The following is a 21,992-nucleotide window of genomic DNA, read 5'->3' as shown; positions in this document are numbered from 1 at the left end:
AATAAGTCACGCCTTTTGTGCAGTCCTCGTCGCTGGAAGTGCAATCGCCGGCAGACAGGCGACAACACTGATGGCGGCACCCATCACGAACGCCAGCGCGAACGAGTCGCCGGAAATGCCGATCGCCAGGACCGCTGTGGTCACCGGGGCGCCCACCGCCGAACCGACGGTTCTGATCACACTGTTGACTCCACTGGCTGCTGCCATTTCCGATGGCGGGACGATCGAGGCAACCAACAGAGCACAGACCGCGAACCCCACGCCGTTCCCCAATCCGACGAGGGAAAAGAACGCCACGATCGCAACCACCGAACTCGGCCAGATCGCGAGTCCGACTGCGCCCGCCGCCATGAGGGCCAGCGCTATGACAGCGGGCACCCGCGGCCCGAATCGCCGCGCGAGAGCCGGCGTCAAGCGGCCACCGAGAAAGACGAGGACAGCGGCGGGCAAGAGCGCCAAGCCGGTCTGCACAACGGTGAATCCGCTTCCATACGTGGACGTTTCCGGCGCCTGGAGGATCCGCGGCAGACAGATATAGAAAATGTACGGCACGAACCCGAACACCAGGGTGAGTGCGCTGGTGATCATCATCGGCTTGTCCCGAAAAACTCGCATGTCGACGATCGGCGCGTCGTGGCGGGAATCGACGGCAATCAGTGTCGCGAACGAAACGAACGCGACTACCACCAGACCCCAGAATCCGAGCGACAAAACTCCCCAGTCGGAGGCTTTCGTGATCGCCAAGAGCAGGCTCACCAATCCGAACGCCAGAGCGCCGGCACCGGCCCAGTCCGTCGGCATACCCGGGCGGCGATGCGAGCCCGGAACCACGGCCACCACTGCGACCAATGCGAGCACGATCAAGATCCCGGTGATCACGAACAACCACTGCCAACTGAGATACTCGAGGATGACACCGCCGATCACCAGTGCACTTCCGGCACCGATTCCCAAAGTCCCAGCGAGCCAACCTATCCCTGAAGACAACTCGGGACCTACTACCGTTCTCCGCAGTACTGCCATCGCAAGCGGGAAGCTCGCCATGCTCACTCCCTGGACAGCTCGAACGACAAGCAGCACCCCGATATTCGGGGCGGCTGCCGCGGCAAATGTCGCGAGAGCGAAGATGATCAGGACGATCACCAGGACTCGCTTGTCGCCGAATCGGTCACCCATCGCGCCGACTATCGGAGCCATCACCGCGGCCGCCAACAGGTACGCCGTCAGGATCCAGCCGGTCACCGCCACGGACGTGTCGAAATGCTCACCCAACACCGGCAACGCCGGTACCAGCATGGTCTGCATGAGCGAGTAGACGAGTACCGCCCCCGCAAGCGCGGCGATCACCCGGCTCCCGGATCGCGTGGGCGCCTCCGCCAAGGTTGTCATCGACACCTTCCTCCAATCATGAATCGAATCGGAACGGAACACTCCGTTCCGATTGAGTAAACCATGCATTGCTAGCCTGTGGGAATGGCGAAAGAGAATGCGAGCCTCCCCGGACGCGCCCGAGAAGCCGCAGACAACGACGTCACCGTACTGCGAGCAGCGCGCGAGATTTTTGCCGAACAGGGTTGGAATGCACCGGTATCGGCAATTGCCACCCGGGCCGGAGTGGGAGTAGGCAGCATCTATCGCCGATACCGAGGCAAGGAGGAACTGGCGCAATCCCTGCGCGTCTGGGCGATCGACCACCTCGCCACACTCGCCCGAGAGTGCATGAGCACCGCGAAAACCGATGAAGCCGTATTGAAGACGTTCTTCTCGCGATATCTCACCGAATCAGTGGGACCGCTCATTCCGGTCCTCGGCGGCAAGTTACCTGAACACGCCGAAGTCACTCGTGCCGCCGAAGAATTGGAGGCCGCACTGCAATCGATGGTCGACGTCTGCATCGACGCTCGCGAAGTCCCGCCCGACTTCACTGCTGCGGACGTCATGCTCATGACAGTGCATCTGCGGCCGACTCTGCCGATCGAGGGTGATCGAGCCACCGAAATACACACGCGCTATCTCGACTTCATGCTCGACGGACTTCGTGGCGGAACACCCCGACCAACGATCACTCCCCCGTCCTGGAGCGAATGGCTTCAGATGTGGCAGGGCAACTGACCCCGAGAACACCCGAATGACATGTCAGGTTAGGCTTACCTAGCTTAGTTCGCCATGTTCGGAAGGTTCTCATGAAAATCAATCGCCGGCTCGCCGGCTTCGCCGCTCTACCCGCCGTCGCCACGCTCCTACTCGCCGGTTGCGGAAGTAGCGACGCAGCGCCCTCTACCGAGACCAGGTCTGCCGACCAGTCCTGGAGTTACACAACGGGATACGGAAACACGATCACCCTCGACCACGCCCCGGAGCGGATCGTCGTCGACGCGTACTCCGCTGCGGCTCTGTGGGACTACGGCATTCGGCCGGTCGGCATCTTCGGTTACGGCGTCGGCAATCCAGACGTCACCGATCGCGCTGACGAGTCGACGATGACCGTCGTCGGCCGTGAAGGTGAACTCAGCGCGGAAGCTCTTGCGGCGCTGGACCCAGACCTGGTCATCGGGTACGGCAACAGCGACGACCCGACACGATGGACTTGGTGGGACGAGCCGATGGGCAAGACCGTCAACAATGTTGCACCGTTTGTCGGCGTCAAGTTCTCCGGAGCCTCGACACCGGACGTGTTGAACGAGTACGCCTCACTCGCCGAAGCACTCGGCGGGAACACCGACACAGCCGCAGCACGCGAGGGCAAGGAAGCATTCGAATCCGGTGCAGAGCGCATCCGAACTGCTGCGGCCAAGGTCGAAGACATCGAAGTCCTCGCCCTGAACGGTGACAGCTCCGAGTTGTACGCAGGCACAACGGCGCTCGCTCAGTTCGGTTACCTGAAGGAACTGGGCGTGAAGTTCACCGGTCCGGGAGGTGACAAGGGCTGGGCCGATCTCAGCTGGGAACAGGTACCGGACTATCCGGCGGACATCGTGTTCCAGTTCGCGAAGTCGGCAGAGGCATTCGCGGCATCACCCGTGTTCGTCAAGCTGCCCGCGGTGACCGCGAACCAGGTGATCGACTTCGACGACAAGCGTCCCAACACCTACGCCAATTACGGCGCCTGGTTCGAGCAGGTTGCACAACTACTCGACCAGGCCCGCAACGTCGCCTGAATTACTGCCCAGTAGTGATTCGTCCGGCCGCTTCCTCGAGAACGTCGAGGAAGATGGCCGCGGTGAGCGCAAATCCTTGGTTGTATCGCGCGTCGCTGGTCAACACGTTGCCCGCTTGAACTGCAGGCAACCGCTGCCACGTCGGCTGCGACTTGATCGCGTCGAGCGCTTCCTGATCGCGTGCTTGGGCGATGATCACATCCGCCGGAGCCAAGGTGTCGAGTTGCTCGAACGACAACTCGAACGAGTTCTCTGCATTGTCGTCGTCACGGAAAAGCACGTCCAGGCCGGCATCGAGTGCAACACTGATTCGCAGATTCCGCTGATGCACAAGGAAGCCCGTCGGCGTCTGAACGCCGAACACGATCTTCTTTCCGCCCAGCTTCTCCTGCAACATCGGTCGCAGTCTCGCGAGCTTGTCGTCGTACTCCGCAATGGAAGCCTCGGCGATCGTCACCCGGTCGAGCTGGCTCGCCTGCGCCATCAGAGCACCTCGCCAGTCGACCGGGTGCCCGGCAATCGGTTCGACGTCGTCGCCGACGACCAACAGCGGCGCGATGGAAGACAAGCGCTCGGTGCCGTACCAGTCACTGGTGTATCCGATCGCAGTGATGACGATCAGATCGGGCTCGAGAGCGAGCAGAGCCTCGAAGTTGGTGGAGAAGTCGCCGGCGACGTTGACGAAGCTCGCGTCCTCGATGGTGCGGCCGGGAAACTGGAATCCTGCCTTGGCGTCGGGGAACCAGAAGTTGCCCGATCCGACGATCGGGTAGTCCATCATCATCGCGAATTCGAGGTCGACGCGGCCGTCGAGCACCACCACACGCTTCGGGTCGCGCGGAACGTCGCCGCTGAACTCGGCCCACGTGTACGGGAGAGTGTCACTGGCAGAGTCGGATTCGCCATCGGAGCTTCCGCAGGCGCTCAGCGCCAATGCTGCAGCCACACCAGCTGCGCCACCGAAGAATCGGCGTCGCGAAATGCGGTCGACGATCTGAGCCCACTCCGTGTCGGTAACCTGCGCATCCAGGACGAGTGTCATACCTTTGCTCCTTCGATGTTTCGCTGACGCTCGCGTCCCAGCGGAATGACCAGCGGTGTGTGGGAAACCGGATCGTCGATGATGCGGCACGCCATGCCGAACACCTCCTGCACCAGTTCTTCGGTGATGATCTCCGCGGGCGGGCCCTCGGCGACCACCGCGCCGTCCTTCATCGCGATGATGTGAGTTCCGTAGCGGCACGCGTGATTGAGATCGTGAAGCACCGCCACCAGCGTGTGTCCGTCGTTCTCGTTCAGATCGCGGCAGAGTTCCAGCAGCTCGATCTGGTGCGCGATGTCGAGGAACGTCGTCGGCTCGTCCAGTAGCACCAACGGAGTCTGCTGCGCGAGAACCATAGCTACCCAGACACGTTGGCGCTGACCACCGGACAGTTCGTCGACCGGCCTGCCGACAGATCCGTGACCTTGGTTGCTTCCATCGCCTTGATGACGGCGGCCTCGTCATCTCGGGACCACTGGCGGATCAGCTTCTGGTGCGGATAACGCCCTCGCGCAACCAGATCGGCGACTTTGATTCCGTCCGGCGCGATCGACGTCTGCGGCAGAAGCCCGAGTCGCCTCGCAACTTCCTTTGCCGGGTACGACGTGATCGCCTTACCGTCGAGAAGGACCTTGCCGGTGGTCGGCTTGAGCAACCGGGACAGCGCACGCAGAAGCGTCGACTTGCCGCAGGCATTGGGACCGACGATGACGGTGAAGCCACCGTCGGGGATTTCGACGTCGAGGTGTTCCGAGATGACGCGCTTGTCGTAACCGATCGTGACGTCCTCGGCGCGAAGCCGATTCGTCCTTTCGACCACGACGGCGGCCGTACTTGTCTCGTTCACGCTGTTCCTCGTTCCTTCACCGATCACTGCTTACGTGCCTCTCGCGCGAGAAGCCATACGAAATAGATGCCACCGATGGAGACGGTGACGACGCCGACCGGCAACTGTGTCGGCGCGAAAGCTCGCTGCGCCACCCAGTCGCTGACCATCAGCAACGCGCCACCCATTGCTGCCGACGGCAGCAGGGTCACTCCGGCACTACCGGTCAATCGCCTCACCAACTGCGGAGCCGCCAGCGAGACGAACCCGATGGGACCGGCCGCTGCTGTCACCATGGCCGTCAGGGCGACGCCGAGAACAACCAGGGATAGCCGCGTGGGTTCGGCCCGGACGCCGAGCGCCTTGGCGGCGTCGTCGCCCATCTCGAGCATCTGCATCCGCCTGCCCAACACCAGGATCAGCGGAACGAGGATGGCCAGCACGACGACCACCGGCCACACCTGAGTCCAGCCGAGTCCGTTCAACGAACCGGCACCCCACACTGCGGCAGCCATGGCGTCGTCAAGTTTCGCCTTGAGGATCATCCAGGTGTTGACCGAGCCCAACATCGCGCTGATGGCGATACCGACGATGATCAACCGGAATCCCTGCACACCTCGCTTGTACGCAAGGAGATAAACAACTGCTGCGGTGGCGATTCCGCCCACCAGAGCACCGACTGCGATCTCGTAGTAAGTACCACCGATGAGGAGGATGACCACCAAAGCGCCCGTGTACGCACCGGAGTTGAAGCCGATGATGTCCGGGCTACCCAACGGGTTCCTGGTCAGCGATTGGAAGATCGCACCGCTCATGCCGAGCGCCGCACCGAGCATCAGCGCCAACAGAACTCGGGGCAGACGCCATTCCACGACGACCATGTGGATACGCGCGGGGGCTTCGCCGAACAGTGCACCGAGGACGTCCCCGATCGGCACTTGGTAGTCACCACTACCGAGCGCGATGACACCGATGGCCAATGCAAGCGCAACGAGGACGAGGCAGACTGTGACCGTGCGGACGTCGATCCGCGCGGACCAGCCTTCTTTGGGTGAGCGCACCACCGTGGTGGCGCGCCCGAAATCGATGCTCACAGACCGCTCACCTTGCTTCGACGCACCAGCATGATCAGCACCGGAGCGCCGATGAAGGCCGTGACGATGCCGACCTGAAGTTCACCCGGGCGCAGCACGATTCGGCCGACGACGTCGGAGAAGAGAAGAAGAATCGGCGAGCACACCAACGTGTACGGGAGAATCCATCGCTGATCCGGTCCGACGAACCATCTCGCGACGTGCGGAACCATCAATCCGACGAATCCGATCGGCCCGGCCGCAGCTGTCGCCGCGCCACACAGCAATGTCACCGCGATGACACCGAGGATGCGAGTACGAGTGATGTTGGCACCGAGCGAACGTGCCAGATCGTCACCCAGGGCCACCGCGTTGAGTTGGCGCGCCAACGCGAGCGCCAGGAAGAGCCCGATGAGAATGAACGGTGCGACGGCGAGAACGATTTCCAACGAACGCCCGCTGAGTGAGCCGGCATTCCACTGGCGCATCTGGTCGAAGGCGGTCGGGTTGAGCAAGGTGATCCCGGACGAAATACCGCCGAGCACGGAGCCGATGGCAACACCGGCAAGCGTCAGCCGAATGGGCGTCGCACCACCTCGACCGATCGAGCCCAGCGTGTAGACGATCGCCGTGGCTATCACCGCTCCGAGGAAAGCGAACCATATGTACGACCAGATGCTGGTCAAGCCGAAGACCGCGACGGCAACGACCATCGCGAAGCCCGCGCCGGCATTGACACCGAGAATTCCGGGATCAGCCAAGGGATTTCGTGTCATCGCCTGGATGAGGCCACCGGCCACACCCAGTGCCATACCGACTATCAGACCGAGCAGAGTACGCGGTAGTCGCAGGTCACGGATGATCACGTGATCATTGGAATCGTCGTAGTTCACCAGCGCGTCGATCACGGTGCCGAACGGAATGGTCTTCGATCCCACCGCGATACTCAGAAGGAGCACGGCGGCGAGCACCACCAGGCACACCAGAAGACCCGCCATACGACGAGAGTTGGTCGATACCAGCCCGTCCGGTTGCTTCTGCTTCTCGTGCAGCGACTCGTCGATCAGTTCTTCGGTGTGTTTGTCGACTGCGCTCTTGTCCGCCGCACCGCTGTCGACAGCACTCTTGTCGAATCCAACGGTCACAAGCCGGCGCTCTCTAGAGTCTTCTCGACCTCGTCGCGGATCTCTTCCTCGTCGCGGTCCGATTCCCAGGCCGCATCGAGTGCCGCGCGGACACTTTCGTCGAGGGCCTCGTACTTCGCGTTCCACACCTCGGCTTTGTACGTCCAGTAGCCGATGACCTTGTACTGCTCACCCGGCAACTTCAGTTCGTGGCGAAGGTACTTGCGGATGTCACGGAGCATCGTGCTCTCGCCTGCAACCCACACGTATCCGAGTTCGGTGGGCAGGTTCATCGCGCGAACCGCGTCCGGCAACTTCGACGGTGCAACACCGTTGCCACTGCCGACCAGCCAGATGAACTCGGCGTCGGCGTCCGAGGTGATCTGCTGCTTGTGAGACTCGTCCACCACCTCGACGATCGCCTTGGCCGACATCCCGGCGGGCAACTGTTCGATCAAGCGCCCGAGTGCGGGGAGTCCAGTCGCGTCGGCGACGAACACCTGCCAGCGTGCGTCGGCCGGGGGCTCGTAGAGGCCACGAGACTCGCCGATCGCCAACTTGTCACCGATCTCGGCCTTCTGTGCCCAGTCGCTGGCGATACCACCCTCGTGAACGACGAAGTCGATCGTCATGCAGCTGGTTTCGGAATCGAACCGTCGCACGGTGTACGGCTGGCACGGGGACGGTTCCTCTCCCTCCGGGTATCGCCAACCGCGCGGTGCATCCGGATCTTCCGCCGGTAGAACGAACTTGCCTGTAGCCGGGACCGGGAAGTGGAGGCGCAGGTATTCGTCACCGGTACCGGTGGTTTCGAAGGCGGTCAGCTCCTCCCCACCGAACACGATACGAACCATTCCCGGGGTCACGTACTCCTTGTGAAGTACCTCGCCGAACACAAGACTCACAACAATCTCCAACATCGATGGAACATGAACCGGACCCGAACACGAGGATCTATCCGACTTCCGGACATAGTTAACCCGCGCTAAGTAAGGTAGACCTTAATTTATTGCAGTGTCGTCGATGAGTCGATGCCTTCTCCGCTGCAACGGGGCCAACTACTATCGCAATTCGGCCAACGCAATACGTATGGCCTGTTCACGACAAGTATTGGCACCGGTGTGACTTCTGACTACCGCCCACGATCCCTAGCGTGGACCCAGTGCCTTCGACACCACTTCTTTCGGCCGAGACAAACGGTCCCCCAACCAGCCCGGCGATCACGCCGCGTCAGGTAATCACACGCGCGATCGCTTCCGAAGGTCGCGGAGCCAAGCTGGCGGCCGCGTCCGTCGGCTTCACCGGCCACCAGGTCGCGGAAGCGTTGGTGCCGGTGGTGATCGGTGCGGTCATCGACCGTGCTGTGGCGACCAGCGATGCCGCCGCACTCGGAAAGTGGATCCTCGTTCTCGGAATTCTCTTCACCGGCTTGTTGCTCAGTTGGCGCTTCGCGGCGCGCATCTCCGATTCCGTCACCGAGCACGGAGCACATCGCTTGCGGATGGACATCGCGCGCCGAGGCCTCGATCCGCACGGCATGTCGCCGCGGCGTATGCCGGGCGAGGTCTACTCGATTGCAACATCCGACGCGGGTTCGGTGGCCGGATTCACGCACACGCTGAGCACCAAACTTGCGGCCGCCTGCGGAGTGCTGACCGCCGCGATTTCGCTACTGGTGATCTCGGTGCCACTCGGCCTGCTCGTCATCCTCGGCACTCCCCCGGTGCTGGCTCTCATGCAGGTGGTCAGTCGGCCGCTCGAACGCCGAGCCGAAACCGATCAGTGGCAGGGCGCCAAGGCCGGCGCGCTAGCCGCGGATCTACTCTCCGGACTCCGAATCCTCTCCGGAATCGGCGCCGGAGATGCTGCAGCGCAGCGGTATCGGGGAGCCAGCCGGACTTCGTTGGGAGCAACCCTTCGCGCACAGAGATACCAAGCGATGTACTCCGCCGCCAACGTTGCGATCGCCGGCGCTTTCCTCGCCGTCATCGCGTACGTGGGCGGACGGATGGCAGCGTCCGGGAGCATCTCGGTCGGTGAATTCGTTGCCGTGGTTGGTCTGGCACAGTTCCTTCGGGGTCCGTTGATCGACATCATCTACTTCGGCGCCGGTCTGGCACGGGCGCGTGCTTCCGCCAACCGCGTCGCAGCACTTCTCGGGACCACCGAGGCTGTGACTCCCGCGGGTGAACCTGTGTCCCTGAATCACTCCGAGTTCCTGACGCTGCGCGACGTCGTGTTGGCCGGAGCGTCACCAGTCGATCTCGACGTCAAACGCGGCGAGATCATCGGCATCGTCACCGAGAATGCCGCCTGGGCGGATGCGTTGGTCGACGCACTGGCGCGTCGAATCGAGCCTTCGAGCGGAACAATTCATCTCGGCGACAACGCCATTCACGAGCTGCACATCGACGAACTTCGCACTCACGTTCTGGCAGCACCGCACGACGCGGCACTGTTCATCGGCACAGTCGGCGACAACATCGACGCCGTCGCACCGATCGGCAGCCGCAACGACGAGGCCATCGCCGCTGCTGCGGCAGATCAAGTGATCTCGGCACTGCCGCTCGGCCTCGCAACCCGAGTCACCGAGCAAGGGAATTCTTTGTCCGGCGGTCAGCGTCAGCGCATCGCGTTGGCGAGGGCACTGGCGAGCGAAGCTCCCGTCCTGGTCCTGCACGATCCCACCACTGCCGTCGACTCCGTCACCGAAGCGCGCATTGCTCGCGGGATCGCCGAGGTACGCGGGGCACACGCCACAATACTTCTGACCAGCAGCCCAGTGCTGCTCGATATCTGCGATCGGGTGATCGAGCTGTGAACGAACTACTCCCCACCGCAACACCGAAACAAGCGCGCCGCGCGGCACTTCGGTTGATGGGACCCCACCGAATTTCCGCGATCGCAGCAGTCGTCGCCCTGACCGCCGCGACCGCGATCGGTCTGCTCACACCGCTGGTCCTCGGCGCCATGGTCGACGCCGTGACCGACGCAGACGGCGACGCTGTCTCTCGCATCGGCACACTGACTCTCGCGTTGGTCGGCATCGCGGTTGCCTCGTCACTTCTCGTCGGAATGAGCAACTACCTACTCGCCGGCGTCGGCGAGCGCGTTGTCGCCGACCTTCGCGAAGAAGTCGTCGTCCGGGTTCTCGCCCTTCCGCAGAGCGACGTCGAACGGGCCGGGCGCGGAGATCTCGTCTCCCGCATCACCGGCGACGTGCGGTTGGTGACCCGGGCCGTATCCGAAGCACTTCCGGTTTTTGCCACCGCGGCACTGACCATCGTGTTGACCCTGATCGGATTGGGTAGCCTCGATTGGAGATTCGCCGTCGCCGCGGTGATCGCGGCACCCATCCAGATCCAGGCGCTGCGCTGGTACCTCTCGAGGTCGGCACCGGTCTACCGGGAGGAGCGGGAGGCAGAAGGTGCACGTGCGCAACAGCTCCTGGACTCGCTGAGCAACTCCGACACCGTCGGATCGCTTCGCCTGGCCCAGCCGCATCTCGAACAGATCGAATCTCGATCGATGACGGCCGTCCGGCTGAGCTTGTTGACCACGCGTCTACGCACCAGGTTCTTCGGCCGGCTCAACATCGCGGAGTTCATCGGCCTCTCCGCTGTGCTGATCACCGGCTTCTGGCTGGTGAAGGACGGTCAGATCAGCATCGGTGCCGCCACCGCCGCAGCCCTGTTCTTCCACCGCCTCTTCGATCCGGTGGGCGCGGTTCTCAGCGTGTTCGACGAATTGCAGGAAGGCACAATCGCGTTGGCTCGCCTGGTCGGAGTCACGCTTGCGCCCGTGCCATCCGCACCGACCGATCCGCAGGAACCTGTCGACAGCTCAGCTTCTTTGGAACGCGTCACATTCTCGTACCGAAGCGGCGACGCTCCTGTTCTGCGAGACATCGACATCACCATTCCGGCAGGAACCGTCACCGCACTGGTGGGCGCTACCGGAGCCGGAAAATCTACAGTCGCAAAGCTGATCGCGGGAACCTACGAACCGACCGAAGGCGTCGTGAAGATCGGGACGGTGCCCCGGAACGAACTGCCACCGTCGACATCTCGGAGCGCGGTGGCCCTCGTGACTCAGGAGGTCCACGTCTTCGCCGGCACGTTGGCCGAGGATCTGCGGCTGGCCGACCCGTCGGCAACCGACAACGACATCACCGCGGCGCTCGATACCGTCGGCGCGTCGGATTGGCTGCGGGCTCTCCCGGACGGACTGGAAACCGTGGTCGGAGACGGTGGACACCGGCTGACCGCAACACAGGCCCAACAACTTGCGTTGGCAAGAATCGAATTACTGGATCCGCCGCTGCTGATTCTCGACGAGGCGACCGCCGAAGCGGGCAGCGCTGGAGCCAGGGTCCTCGACGACGCCGCGCTCGCCCTGACCCGAGGTCGCACTGCTGTCACAGTGGCACACCGACTCTCACAGGCCGTCGACGCCGATCAGATCCTGGTGATGGACGACGGCCGCGTCGTCGAGCACGGCTCTCACGACGAGTTGGTCAACCTCGGGGGTCGGTACGCGGAGCTGTGGGAAGCGTGGTCCGCTCCGCGGAGTTGACCGCGACGGTTGCACCGAGCACTTCCGCCCGGTGCAACCCAACTCATGCGTGCAGAAGGTACGGCACCGATTCGGGCGCCACACTCCCCTTGTTCATCATGCTGCCGGGTGTGCGGCCGGTGACCCGGCGGAACACTGCGACAAAGGCACTCGGAGTTTCGTATCCGACCCGCCTACTGACAACCGAAACCGGCACTCCAGCAGCTAAATACGTCAATGCTGCGCGGACACGTACCTGAATTCGCCACTGCGCAAAAGTCATTCCAGTGCCCTGCGCGAACACACGCGTCAGCGTACGGACGCTACCGCCAGCCGTCAGCGCCCATTCGGACAGCGACCGCTGGTCTGCCGGATTGGCGACCAATGCTTCGGCGACGAACAACGCTCGCGGATCGGTCGGCATCGGAACCTCCACCGCAGCAACTTCGAGCGGCTGCAACATGTCGAAGGCCACCCGCTCGGCGCGACTGCGCGCCTCGTCGGGCATGTTCCGCCGATGCATGTGCAGGAGTACCTCACGCAGGAGAGCGCTGACACCGAACAAGCCCGGAACACCCGACGGCGCGGCGTGAGCCTCGGGCCGGAAGTAGGTGCAGAAGAACTCCGTACCCGGACCTGCCTTCACGGCATGCAACGCCCCGGCAGGCAGCCACAGTCCGGCCGAAGGCGGAACCTCCCAGGTGATGCCGTCAGCGACAACCGTGAGCATTCCACCGGAGTTTCCCCAGATCAGCTCATGTTCAGGATGACGATGCGGGGCCCACTGCCGCTGATGAGAGAGCTTCAGAGTCACCGTTGTCATCGAGTAGGGGTGATCGATGGAACGCGGCCCCACGGGCACCGAAATTCTCTCTGCCACAGCTGTCATGAAGACGAGTATAGGACTTTCGTTAGGCATACCTAAATAGGAACCCGGAAATTGTTGACTGTGACCCCAGAGTTACACATACCAGGGTCCCCGATATCGTGACTGCAACTCCCGGCTACGGGTCGGCAACGAGAGGTACATGATGGTTGACGCATCACGAATCCCGGTCATCGTCGGCGTCGGCGATCTGCGCTGGAATCCTGCCGACGGGCACCGCGAACCCCTCGATCTGATTCACGACGCCACCGTCGGCGCGTTGAACGACAGTGGACACGCTGAACTGGGAACACAGATCGATTCCGTGTTCGCGATCAAGACAGTCAGCTGGTCGTACGACGATCTCCCCGGGCTGCTTGCCTCACGATTAGGCGCGACCCCCACGGTCACCTCTACCTCGCCGATCGGTGGCCACTGGCCCGCGGCGCTCCTCGATCGGATCGGCGCGGCCATCGCTCGCGGTGAATCCTCGGCTGCTCTGCTCGTGGGCGGCGAATCGCACGCCAGCAGCACCGCGCTGCGAAAGTCCGGAGTCGCCCCCGACTCGATCGGGTGGACAGCCGCGCCCGGTGGGCCTCCCGGATTCGATCCGACCGACCTGGGAAGCCCCGAAATGCAGCGCGCCGGTTTCATCGTGCCGACTCGTGTCTACCCGCTCTTCGAGAACTGTTTCAGTGCTGCCGAGGGCCACGACGCCCGTGAATCGCTCGACTGGTCCGCGCGGATGTACGCCGCGTTCTCGGAACTGGCTTCGAAGAATCCCGCCTCCTGGACGTCGGAGATCCGATCGGCAGACGAGATCGGCACCGTCGGCCCCGGCAATCGGATGGTCTCCGAGCCGTACCCGCTGATGCTCAACGCCATGCCTTTCGTCAATCAGGCTGCGGCCGTTGTCGTCTGCTCGTTGTCGACGGCCCGCGAGTTCGGGATCGATGAAAACAAGCTGGTGTACCTCTGGGGCGGCGCAGGTGCGAGTGATCCGTTGGACATACTCAGCCGCAACAGCTTCGACAGCTCGGCCGCGATGCATGACGCCGTACATCGCACACTCGACGGTGCCGGAGTCGGCGCCGACGCACTCGACATCGTCGATGCCTACAGCTGCTTCCCGATCGTGCCCAAGCTGTTGATCCGCGAACTCGGACTTCCCGATACCGCGATCCCAAGCGTCACCGGAGGACACTCGTTCTTCGGCGGACCGCTCAACAGCTACACCCTGCATTCCGTCGCTGAAGTCACCAGGCGAATTCGCGACGGCGCGAACCTTGCCCTCGTCCACGGCAACGGTGGATTCCTCACCTACCAGCACTGCGTACTGCTGTCGTCCGCCGCTCATGCCGACGGGTACGTCGGTGATCCCGACGCACGCGCTTTGACCCCGGAGGCTCCGGAACTGATCACCGATTACCAGGGCACTGCAGAAATTGTCACTACCTCTGTCGAATACGGTCGCACCGGGGAGCCTGAGATCGGGTTCGTGATCGCGGCAACGCCGGACGGCCGCCGCGTCGCCGGTCACACCGGTCCCGAGAATGCCTCCGAACTGACCCAGCTTCGCGGTGACAACCCTCCGTCGATCGGGCGAACTGTTCACATCAGCGACGAGAACGGGCGACTCACGCTCACGTTCTGACAGTAGCGTTCTGACAGTAGACAGCCGTCAGCACCGGGGCATGGTGATGCCCCGGTGCTCACGTCTTCAGTTGTCGCGATTCACGCCGCGGTGGGTGGGCTGCTCCCGCCGATCGGCTGCTGATACGGATCAACAGACATCGGTGGATAGAACACCGTCTTCCCATCCGGTCCGATCTCCACCCGCCATTCCGTGTGGTGCATCGTCCGGTGGTGATGACCGCACAACAAGATCAGGTTGTCGAGATCTGTTGGGCCACCATCGTTCCAGTGAACAATATGATGGGCATCGCACCACCCCGACGGAGTCCCGCACCCCGGAAACGCACACCCACCATCCCGAACCGCAAGAGCCCGCCGCTGCGGAACGGTCGCCGTTCTCGCTTCCTTACCGCAGTCGAGCGGAACACCACTCTCATCCAGGAGGATCCGGGTGACTGTGCAGTCGCACGCCAACATCCGGGCGGTGTCGATGCTGATCGGGCCCACCCAATCCGCCCACGCGAAACCCAGTTCCTGAGTCGACGGCAGTAGATCCTTCAAGGCTTTGAGGTCGGTCATGTCTTTTGCACTGGCGGTGACTGTGATGTGCGGTTTCACTCCGCCCTCGATCGGACCCAGCCCCGCCCGCTCGTACCGGCGCAGTAGTTCGCAGAACCCGTCCGCGCGCCGCAGCGCCGGCGTACGGGTGTCCTTGACGCCGTCTTTCTCCGGCGTCGGCGCAGACAGGCTCGACAGCAACGTGATCAGACGGGCCCCGTTGATCGCATCCAAGTCACCCTTCACAGTGACCCGCCCGTACAAGCCTTTCGAGGCGTAGAACTCGTTACGTTCGGAATCCTCGCCGACCGGGACGCCGTCTTCGCGTTTTCCGTACTGCTTCTCGATCCGCCGGATCGCCGCCCGCACCGCATCACAATCGGCAATGTTCTGCGACGCCAAACCCAACAGGATCCCGCGGGCCTTGTCCACGTCCGCCGGCGTCATGTTCTTGGGCGGATGCTGACAGAACGACGCCACCTGACGGGCTTTCAACGCATCCACGTCACCACGATGAAACGCATCGCCCACAACAGGCTCGAGCAGAAGCAACCGCGCCAGACTGACCAACAGGCTGCACTCACCGATCTCCAGATTCGTCGAACCATGCAACCACTGTGCGATCGCCCGAAAACCCTTCCCGACCACAGTCTCCCGGGAAAACATCTCCACGATCAGCAACACCATCCGCGACTGCAACTCGTGTCGGGCGCGCACCAGATCGAGAACCTCGCTCTTGAGGTCCTCGCTATCCAGTTGCCATGCTTCCCGACTGTCCATGCTCAGAGTTTAATCGAACATACTTTCGATAACCAGAGACAAAACGGACAACTTCGGGAACATGAAGACTCGAGACCTGTTGAAGTACATCACCATTCAGCTAGCCGTCAAAGACGACGCGATAGAGGATGTATCCCGCGAAACACACAATCGCAACAACGCACAGCACGAGCAGGATGTCGAAAAAGACGGGCCGGGTTGGGTTTCGAGCCTGGTCGATGAGAGGCGTCGAAGACGAGGCGGGCGTGCCACACGGCAGCGCACGGCACTACTTCGCAAACCAACGTGGACTGATAGTCGAGGTGGTGCGGCATCTTCTGGACGGCGATCTTCCTCGCCCGGGCGAGACGCCGAAGCAACAGGTGGCCCGGTGGCTGGGGCCGGAGTCCGGTCGCACTCGTGCTCGCTACGAACTGATCATCGCGGCATTCCACGATCCCGACCTCGCAGTGGAACTGGTGCGTGGTCGGGATCGGTTTGTCGACATCTTGATCGAACGCGGCATGACCTCGTCCGATGCAGCGGAATTGGTCGCAGCACTGGACGGGCTCGTTCTGGACGCACTGCTGCGCAGGCATGCTCCGGAAACCCTGGATCCAGAGCGAATCTTCAAGAGGTTCGCAGCGAAGTTCCCCTAGCCGTCCAGCTCGGCGAAGAGCTCCATCCACTGCTCTTCGGCGGCTTCCTTGTCGGCGATGACCTGCTTGAGTTCTGCGCCGAGTTTCTGCAGCTTGTCCGGGTCGGTGGCCGCGTCGGCGAGGGAAGCGTGCAGCTTCTTCTCTCGGTCGTCGAACTTCGCAATGGACCGCTCGAGCTTCGAAAGTTCCTTGCGTGCAGCGCGATCCGCGGCGCCGTCACGGACCTGCTTGCTCTTCGACGCACCACTCGCCGTCGAGGCCACCGACGGGTTGTCGCCATCCCCCATTGCTGCGCGCCGACGCAGGTAGTCCTCGATACCACCGGGCAGGTTGGTGAGCTTGCGGTCACCGAAGAGCGCCCAGGTGGTGTCACAGATGCGCTCGATCAGGTACCGGTCGTGCGAGATGACCACCATGGTGCCCGCCCAGCCGTCGAGCAGATCTTCGAGTTGCTGAAGCGTGTCGATGTCGAGATCGTTGGTCGGCTCGTCGAGAAGCAGGACGTTGGGCTCGGCCATGAGGACACGCGTCAACTGCAGACGTCGGCGCTCACCACCGGAGAGATCACCGACTGGGGTGCGCTGACGCGCCGGTGTGAAGCCCAACCGCTCAGCCAGCTGACCCGCCGATACTTCCTTGTCTCCCAGCGTGATTCGCTCGGCTACATCCTTGACCGCGTCAAGTACGCGCATGTCGGTCGGTAGATCGTCGAGTTCCTGCTTGAGCCAACCGATGTGGACGGTCTGCCCCTGAATGCGCTTTCCGGCGGCAGGCTCGAGTTCGCCGGCCAGAGTCCGCAGCAGAGTCGTCTTGCCCGAGCCGTTGACACCGACCAGGCCTACACGCTCACCTGGAGCGAGACGCCAGGTCAGATCCTCGACGAGTACACGACCGTCCGGAGTCTCCAGACGCGCGTCTTCGAGTTCGATGACAACCTTGCCGAGCCGACGCTGCGCGAACGACGCAAGAGCGACCGCGTCACGAGGTGCCGGAACGTCGGCGATCAGGGCCTCTGCGGCCTCGATGCGGTACTTCGGCTTGGACGTACGGGCCGGCGCACCGCGGCGCAGCCATGCGAGTTCCTTGCGTGCAAGGTTGCGTCGACGCTCTTCGGAAGCGTCAGCCTGACGCGAGCGCTCGGCGCGAGCGAACACCCAGTCGTTGTAGCCACCCTCGTAGCTTTCGACGCCGCCGCCGACAACCTCCCAGGTGCGGGTGGCGACGGTGTCGAGGAACCAGCGATCGTGGGTCACGACGACAAGCGCGCTGCGACGCGAGACGAGGTGCTCGGCCAACCACTGAACACCTTCGACGTCGAGGTGGTTGGTGGGCTCGTCGAGCACCAGCAGGTCGAGGTCCTGAACCAGAGCCGCAGCGAGAGCCACGCGGCGACGCTCACCGCCGGACAGGCCGTCGACCTTGGCGTCCAATGCGGACCGCTCGCCACCGGCGCCCAAGTTGTCGATGCCGATACCCGAGAGCACCGAACGGATGCGCGCGTCGCCGGCCCATTCGTGTTGCGCCACTCCGAGCGGCCCCAGGACCACTTCACCGACAGTGGAGCCGGGAGGCAGCACACCGCGCTGCGTCACGACGGCCATACGCAATCCGCCGACGCGGCTGACGCGTCCCGAATCCGGCTGCTCCACACCCGCGAGGACTTCGAGCATGGTCGTCTTACCGCCACCGTTGAGACCGACGACGCCGATGCGCTCGCCCTCCTCGACGCCCAGGGAGACCCCGTCGAGCAACGGCTTGACGCCGAAAGACTTCGACACGTTTTCCAGATTGATCAGATTCGCCATCAGTGCTGTCCCTTTGCCGCATTGTCGAGTATTCGTGCTCCGGGAACGGGTCCGCTCGCCACGCGAACGGTGCGGCACACCCCCGCTCCCGCAAGTTCTGCGCTCACTTCCACCGCGGACTGTGCGTCGGCGCAGAGAAAGGCGCATGTCGGTCCGGAGCCGGAGACGATGCCGGCCAAAGCTCCGGCTTCGACGCCCGCTCGAAGCGTCCGTCGTAGATCCGGGTTGAGTGAGAGTGCCGCCGCCTGCAGATCGTTGCCGAGCAGCGACGCAAGCAGATGAGCGTCACCCGTGGTCAGTGCCTGGATCAACGCATCGGCGCTCCCCACCCGTTTCGGGGAGCCCTCTGCCCGCAGCTTGTCCAGCTCGCGGAACACGACCGGTGTGCTCAAGCCGCCCTTGGCCAGCGCCAACACCCAGTGAAAAGTGTGGCGGGTCAAGACGGGGACAAGTTGTTCGCCGCGGCCGGTTCCGAGGGCAGTGCCACCGTGCAGTGAGAACGGAACGTCACTCCCGAGGCGTGCCGCAAAAGCGTCGAGATCAGGCCGCGAGAAGTCGAGCTTCCACAAAGCGTTGAGCGCAACCAAAGCGGCGGCTGCGTCGGCACTCCCGCCGGCCATTCCGCCTGCGACGGGGATGCCTTTCTCGATGACTATCTCGACGTTCGGGGCCACGCCACCCTCGACGGCGAGCATCTCGGCGGCACGCCACACGAGGTTGGTGCGATCGGTCGGCACGGCCGCGGCGTCGTCGCCGATCACCCGCACGGTCAAGGTGTCCGCAGGCGCCACCGTGAGGGTGTCTGCCAGCGACAATGCCTGAAAAACCGTCGTCAGCTCGTGATAGCCGTCGTCTCGCAGGTCCCCGACGGCAAGGTGGAGATTCACCTTGGACGGGGCCCGGACGACTACGGGGCGTGGAACGACGGAGAGCACAAGGAACAACAATAGGCGCTGCGAACACCTGGGCGAAAACCTGCGACCGCAGCAGCCCGTCCGACAGCCAGCACACCCACGCTATTTCACCGCGCGCACACCTACGCCCAGACCGACCACCGCCACGCCCAAGGCGGCGACGATTCCTGCCAGAACGCTGCTCGACGCGAAGTCTCCGGCAAAGAGTGCCCGCTCGGCGTCTACGACGTAGCCGAGCGGATTGATGTTCACGAGGACCTTCATCCAACCTGGTGCGTCCTCGAGTGGAAGCATGGTTCCCGACAGGATCAGGAGCGGGAACATCAGCGTCTGCTGAACGACCCAGAACATCCAATCCTGCTCCCGCACAGCCAGAGCGAGAGCGTACGAGAGCGCACCGAGTCCGACGCCGAACACTCCCAGCAGGACTATCCCGAGCGCGGCTCCCGCTGCATTGACGTCCAATCCGAGCGGAAGTGCGACCAGAATGATCAGAATCGCCTGCGCGGCAAGCGGAACCATCTCCTTGCACGCTCGCCCGATCAACAAGGACGAGCGTCGGAGCGGAGTCACCAACATTCGCTCGTGCGATCCCTGCTGCATCTCCATCAGGAGGTTGGACCCGGTCATCGTCGTTCCGAAGATCGCGATCATCACCAACACACCGGGAATGAACCAATTCCATACGCCGTCACCGGTACCCGGAACCCCTTTGAGCAGAGGCCCGAACAACGCCAACAGGATCAGCGGCTGGATGAGGCTGAAGATGACGCTGACCGGGTCACGCAACATCGGTCGCAGTTCACGACCCATCACGATCGCGCTGTCTCGAACGATGTTGCCGTGCGCGCTACGTGGGGTATCGAGTGTGATTGTCATGGCGGGTTCCTGTTCGTCGTAGTTCTTCGTCGTAGTTCTAGGAAGCGACCGCGGCGGCGCTCTCGCGCAGGCTGCGGCCGGTGAGAGTGAGGAAAACGTCGTCGAGAGTCGGCCTGGTGATGTCGGCAGTAACTGCGCGGGCGCCGCGGGTATCGGCTTCACGCAGCAATACCGGGAGCGTCGAATCACCCTCGCCGGCACGGATACTCACCGAGTTTGCCTCGACCGTGACGTCACGCACAGTGACAAGTTGCTCGGCCACCGACGCTGCGACGGCGGCCGCTTCGGCACTGTCGAAGGTGAGCAGAAGATGATCCCCCGCGAGATCCGCTTTGAGTGCGGCAGCGGTGTTGTCCGCGATGACAGTGCCCTCGTCGATGACGATGACCCGCTCCGCCATCGAATCCGCTTCTTCGAGGTAGTGCGTGGTCAGCACGATCGTGGTGCCCATCTCGCGCCGCAGCCGGAGGATGTGGTCCCAGAGGTTGGCCCGACTCTGCGGGTCCATGCCCGTGGTCGGCTCGTCGAGGAACAGGAGCGGTGGGCGATGGACCAGGCCCAGAGCGATATCGAGCCGCCGTCGCTGCCCGCCGGACAGCGTACTGACCTTTCGAGTACCCAACTCGGTGAGTTCGAGATCACGCAGCAATTCGTCGGCCCGGACCTGCGAGTCGCCCTTGGGCATTCCGTAGCACAACCCCTGCGTCACCAACTCGTCGCGAACCCGCTGGTTGTGGCCGGCTCCGTTCCCCTGTCCGACGTATCCGAGGCTCGATCGCACCTCGTTTCGTGCCGCAGCGATGTCGAATCCCGCGATCCGCGCAGTACCGGAAGTGGGCTCGAGCAAGGTGGTCAGCATGCGCAACGTCGTCGATTTTCCGGCACCGTTCGGCCCAAGCAAGGCAACCAACTCGCCCTCCGCTACGTCGAGAGTGACTCCCTTGACTGCTTCCACGAGCTTCTTGCCCTGGGCGAAGTGCTTGGTGAGCGCCTTCGTCTCGATCATCGGTCTGCCGTCGTTGATGCGACTCATGATGTGCCCCAATTTCTTCTCGACTGATCGGATGTGGACCAACCTAAATTCAATTGAGGACGCATTGGGTCCTAAATGTTTGGCAGACTTCTGGCCATGAAGGAGACATCGGCTCGCCTACTGCGGTTGCTGTCACTGCTCCAGACGCGTCGAGACTGGTCCGGTGCCGAACTCGCAGACAAACTCGCGATCACCCCGCGCACAGTCAGACGTGACGTGGACCGCCTCCGCGATCTCGGCTACCCGGTCGACGCGACAGTCGGAGTCGGTGGCGGATATCGCCTGGGAGCGGGCGCGGAGATGCCCCCGCTACAGCTCGATGACGAAGAAGTGCTCGCGGTGGCACTTTCACTGCAGTCCGGAGCGACCGGCTCGGTGGTCGGCATCGGCGAGGCCTCGATGCGCGCGCTGGCGAAGCTGCGGCAGATCATGCCGTCGAGGCTGCGACACCGTCTGGAGTCGCTGTCGATCGACGTCGTGCCACGCGAGCCCGCCGCGAGCGCAGTCGATGCGTCGGTACTGTCCGCCATCGCATCCGTATGCCACAACCACGAGCGATTGAGATTCGACTACAGCACTCACGACGGCACCCAGAGCCGACGCGAGGTGGAACCGTACAGGCTCGTGCGGTCGGGTGTTCGGTGGTATCTGGTGGCTTGGGATCTGTCTCGCGAAGACTGGCGGTCGTTCCGCGTCGACCGGATGGAACCCAAGATCCCCACCGGCCCACGATTCGTGCCGCGGGAACTACCCGCCGGTGGTGCAGCAGACTTCGTGTCCCGCGGTGTCGCTCGGGCCTATTCCTCCACGCGCGCAACAGTTCTACTGCATGCACCCATCGAGCAGATAGCACCCATGGTCAACGAACAGTGGGGATCGGTGGAGTCCACCGACGAAGGGCGTTGCGTCATAGTGCTTTCGGGCACTTCTCTGCGATCGATCGCACACTGGCTCAGAGCTTTCGACGTCGATTTCACCGTTGTGAATCCACCTGAACTCCGCGAGGAATGCCGCACGATCGCGGCGGAAACGGCAGTCGCCACTCAGCGGTATCTCGATGCATGACAGCGTTTTTCACCCAAATACAACAAGACCCCAACTCCGAAGA

18 protein-coding genes and 1 pseudogene are annotated in these 21,992 nt (G+C 63.1%); 7 read left to right on the top strand and 12 right to left on the bottom strand.

What is annotated here, in order from left to right:
* Positions 1–6: 6 nt before the first annotated feature.
* Entirely contained in the window at positions 7–1,389 is a 1,383-nt protein-coding gene (locus M1L53_RS08290) for an MFS transporter (RefSeq protein WP_054188953.1), read from the bottom strand.
* Positions 1,390–1,473: 84 nt separating this feature from the next.
* On the opposite strand from M1L53_RS08290, the gene M1L53_RS08285 reads away from it, so the two are divergent.
* On the top strand, positions 1,474–2,112 hold the full coding sequence (locus M1L53_RS08285) for a TetR/AcrR family transcriptional regulator (RefSeq protein ID WP_030536301.1): 639 nt from the start codon (positions 1,474–1,476) through the stop codon (positions 2,110–2,112).
* A 71-nt stretch (positions 2,113–2,183) separates the two neighbouring features.
* On the top strand, positions 2,184–3,158 hold the full coding sequence (locus tag M1L53_RS08280; protein WP_054188794.1) for an ABC transporter substrate-binding protein: 975 nt from the start codon (positions 2,184–2,186) through the stop codon (positions 3,156–3,158).
* Position 3,159: 1 nt separating this feature from the next.
* On the opposite strand, the gene M1L53_RS08275 is transcribed toward M1L53_RS08280, so the two are convergent.
* The 5 genes and pseudogenes from M1L53_RS08275 to M1L53_RS08255 form a co-directional block, all read right to left on the bottom strand.
* Positions 3,160–4,200 (bottom strand): ABC transporter substrate-binding protein, encoded by a 1,041-nt coding sequence (locus M1L53_RS08275; protein WP_050654511.1) that lies wholly within the window; start codon positions 4,198–4,200, stop codon positions 3,160–3,162.
* Positions 4,197–5,020: pseudogene (locus M1L53_RS08270) on the bottom strand (ABC transporter ATP-binding protein). Before M1L53_RS08270 ends, M1L53_RS08275 begins: the two are co-directional and overlap by 4 nt.
* Before the next feature lie 50 nt (positions 5,021–5,070).
* Positions 5,071–6,120, bottom strand: a complete 1,050-nt coding sequence (gene fepG, locus M1L53_RS08265; protein ID WP_003946259.1) for an iron-enterobactin ABC transporter permease — start codon at positions 6,118–6,120, stop codon at positions 5,071–5,073.
* Entirely contained in the window at positions 6,117–7,244 is a 1,128-nt protein-coding gene (locus M1L53_RS08260; RefSeq protein ID WP_003946222.1) for a Fe(3+)-siderophore ABC transporter permease, read from the bottom strand. The genes fepG and M1L53_RS08260 overlap by 4 nt, the downstream gene beginning before the upstream one ends.
* Positions 7,241–8,128 (bottom strand): siderophore-interacting protein, encoded by an 888-nt coding sequence (locus M1L53_RS08255; RefSeq protein ID WP_232319112.1) that lies wholly within the window; start codon positions 8,126–8,128, stop codon positions 7,241–7,243. The genes M1L53_RS08260 and M1L53_RS08255 overlap by 4 nt, the downstream gene beginning before the upstream one ends.
* Positions 8,129–8,385: 257 nt before the next feature.
* Here M1L53_RS08255 and M1L53_RS08250 point away from each other — a divergent pair, with 257 nt between their 5' ends.
* Together M1L53_RS08250 and M1L53_RS08245 are read left to right on the top strand one after the other, a co-directional pair.
* On the top strand, positions 8,386–10,044 hold the full coding sequence (locus tag M1L53_RS08250; RefSeq protein ID WP_232319113.1) for an ABC transporter ATP-binding protein: 1,659 nt from the start codon (positions 8,386–8,388) through the stop codon (positions 10,042–10,044).
* A complete protein-coding gene (locus M1L53_RS08245) occupies positions 10,041–11,798 on the top strand; it encodes an ABC transporter ATP-binding protein (protein WP_054188797.1) in 1,758 nt (585 codons plus the stop codon). The genes M1L53_RS08250 and M1L53_RS08245 overlap by 4 nt, the downstream gene beginning before the upstream one ends.
* A 43-nt stretch (positions 11,799–11,841) precedes the next feature.
* Here M1L53_RS08245 and M1L53_RS08240 read toward each other — a convergent pair whose 3' ends face one another.
* Entirely contained in the window at positions 11,842–12,666 is an 825-nt protein-coding gene (locus M1L53_RS08240; RefSeq protein ID WP_003946247.1) for an AraC family transcriptional regulator, read from the bottom strand.
* Between the two features lie 139 nt (positions 12,667–12,805).
* Between M1L53_RS08240 and M1L53_RS08235 the strand changes: the two genes are divergently transcribed.
* Positions 12,806–14,296: an acetyl-CoA acetyltransferase gene (locus M1L53_RS08235; RefSeq protein WP_050654510.1), complete on the top strand. Its 1,491-nt coding sequence runs from the start codon at positions 12,806–12,808 to the stop codon at positions 14,294–14,296.
* Between the two features lie 80 nt (positions 14,297–14,376).
* Here M1L53_RS08235 and M1L53_RS08230 read toward each other — a convergent pair whose 3' ends face one another.
* Positions 14,377–15,615, bottom strand: a complete 1,239-nt coding sequence (locus tag M1L53_RS08230; protein WP_054188798.1) for an HNH endonuclease signature motif containing protein — start codon at positions 15,613–15,615, stop codon at positions 14,377–14,379.
* Between the two features lie 218 nt (positions 15,616–15,833).
* Between M1L53_RS08230 and M1L53_RS08225 the strand changes: the two genes are divergently transcribed.
* Positions 15,834–16,253 carry a TetR/AcrR family transcriptional regulator gene (locus M1L53_RS08225; RefSeq protein WP_080726600.1) on the top strand — a complete coding sequence of 140 codons (420 nt, stop codon included), beginning with the start codon at positions 15,834–15,836 and terminating at the stop codon, positions 16,251–16,253.
* Here M1L53_RS08225 and M1L53_RS08220 read toward each other — a convergent pair.
* The 4 genes from M1L53_RS08220 to M1L53_RS08205 all read right to left on the bottom strand — a co-directional run bounded on the left by M1L53_RS08220 (position 16,250) and on the right by M1L53_RS08205 (position 20,884).
* Positions 16,250–18,058, bottom strand: coding sequence for an ABC-F family ATP-binding cassette domain-containing protein (locus M1L53_RS08220; RefSeq protein WP_003946255.1), 1,809 nt, complete (start codon positions 18,056–18,058; stop codon positions 16,250–16,252). The genes M1L53_RS08225 and M1L53_RS08220 overlap by 4 nt on opposite strands.
* Positions 18,058–18,993, bottom strand: a complete 936-nt coding sequence (locus M1L53_RS08215; RefSeq protein ID WP_042921272.1) for a 4-(cytidine 5'-diphospho)-2-C-methyl-D-erythritol kinase — start codon at positions 18,991–18,993, stop codon at positions 18,058–18,060. Before M1L53_RS08215 ends, M1L53_RS08220 begins: the two co-directional genes overlap by 1 nt.
* A gap of 81 nt (positions 18,994–19,074) precedes the next feature.
* Entirely contained in the window at positions 19,075–19,851 is a 777-nt protein-coding gene (locus M1L53_RS08210) for an ABC transporter permease (protein WP_007729012.1), read from the bottom strand.
* Between the two features lie 37 nt (positions 19,852–19,888).
* The gene (locus tag M1L53_RS08205) at positions 19,889–20,884 is read right to left on the bottom strand and encodes an ABC transporter ATP-binding protein (protein WP_007729013.1); all 996 of its coding nucleotides are present in this window, start codon (positions 20,882–20,884) and stop codon (positions 19,889–19,891) included.
* A gap of 96 nt (positions 20,885–20,980) precedes the next feature.
* On the opposite strand from M1L53_RS08205, the gene M1L53_RS08200 reads away from it, so the two are divergent.
* Positions 20,981–21,949: a YafY family protein gene (locus tag M1L53_RS08200; RefSeq protein WP_003946249.1), complete on the top strand. Its 969-nt coding sequence runs from the start codon at positions 20,981–20,983 to the stop codon at positions 21,947–21,949.
* Positions 21,950–21,992 lie beyond the last annotated feature (43 nt).

The organism is Rhodococcus sp. T9N, assembly GCF_024436645.1.
In the GTDB taxonomy this organism is placed as follows: domain Bacteria; phylum Actinomycetota; class Actinomycetes; order Mycobacteriales; family Mycobacteriaceae; genus Rhodococcus_F; species Rhodococcus_F qingshengii.
Note: the sequence above shows the minus strand (reverse complement) of the source record. Positions and strands in the feature narration are given on the sequence as shown.

Excerpts from the sequence above, each read along its gene's own strand:
- M1L53_RS08240 (WP_003946247.1), bottom strand. The coding sequence starts at position 12,666 with ATGACAGCTGTGGCAGAGAGAATTTCGGTGCCCGTGGGGCCGCGTTCC.
- M1L53_RS08210 (WP_007729012.1), bottom strand. The coding sequence starts at position 19,851 with ATGACAATCACACTCGATACCCCACGTAGCGCGCACGGCAACATCGTT.
- M1L53_RS08200 (WP_003946249.1), top strand. The coding sequence starts at position 20,981 with ATGAAGGAGACATCGGCTCGCCTACTGCGGTTGCTGTCACTGCTCCAG.
- M1L53_RS08280 (WP_054188794.1), top strand. The coding sequence starts at position 2,184 with ATGAAAATCAATCGCCGGCTCGCCGGCTTCGCCGCTCTACCCGCCGTC.
- M1L53_RS08205 (WP_007729013.1), bottom strand. The coding sequence starts at position 20,884 with ATGAGTCGCATCAACGACGGCAGACCGATGATCGAGACGAAGGCGCTC.
- M1L53_RS08275 (WP_050654511.1), bottom strand. The coding sequence starts at position 4,200 with ATGACACTCGTCCTGGATGCGCAGGTTACCGACACGGAGTGGGCTCAG.
- M1L53_RS08230 (WP_054188798.1), bottom strand. The coding sequence starts at position 15,615 with ATGGACAGTCGGGAAGCATGGCAACTGGATAGCGAGGACCTCAAGAGC.
- M1L53_RS08285 (WP_030536301.1), top strand. The coding sequence starts at position 1,474 with ATGGCGAAAGAGAATGCGAGCCTCCCCGGACGCGCCCGAGAAGCCGCA.
- M1L53_RS08225 (WP_080726600.1), top strand. The coding sequence starts at position 15,834 with ATGAGAGGCGTCGAAGACGAGGCGGGCGTGCCACACGGCAGCGCACGG.
- M1L53_RS08220 (WP_003946255.1), bottom strand. The coding sequence starts at position 18,058 with ATGGCGAATCTGATCAATCTGGAAAACGTGTCGAAGTCTTTCGGCGTC.
- M1L53_RS08235 (WP_050654510.1), top strand. The coding sequence starts at position 12,806 with ATGATGGTTGACGCATCACGAATCCCGGTCATCGTCGGCGTCGGCGAT.
- M1L53_RS08290 (WP_054188953.1), bottom strand. The coding sequence starts at position 1,389 with ATGACAACCTTGGCGGAGGCGCCCACGCGATCCGGGAGCCGGGTGATC.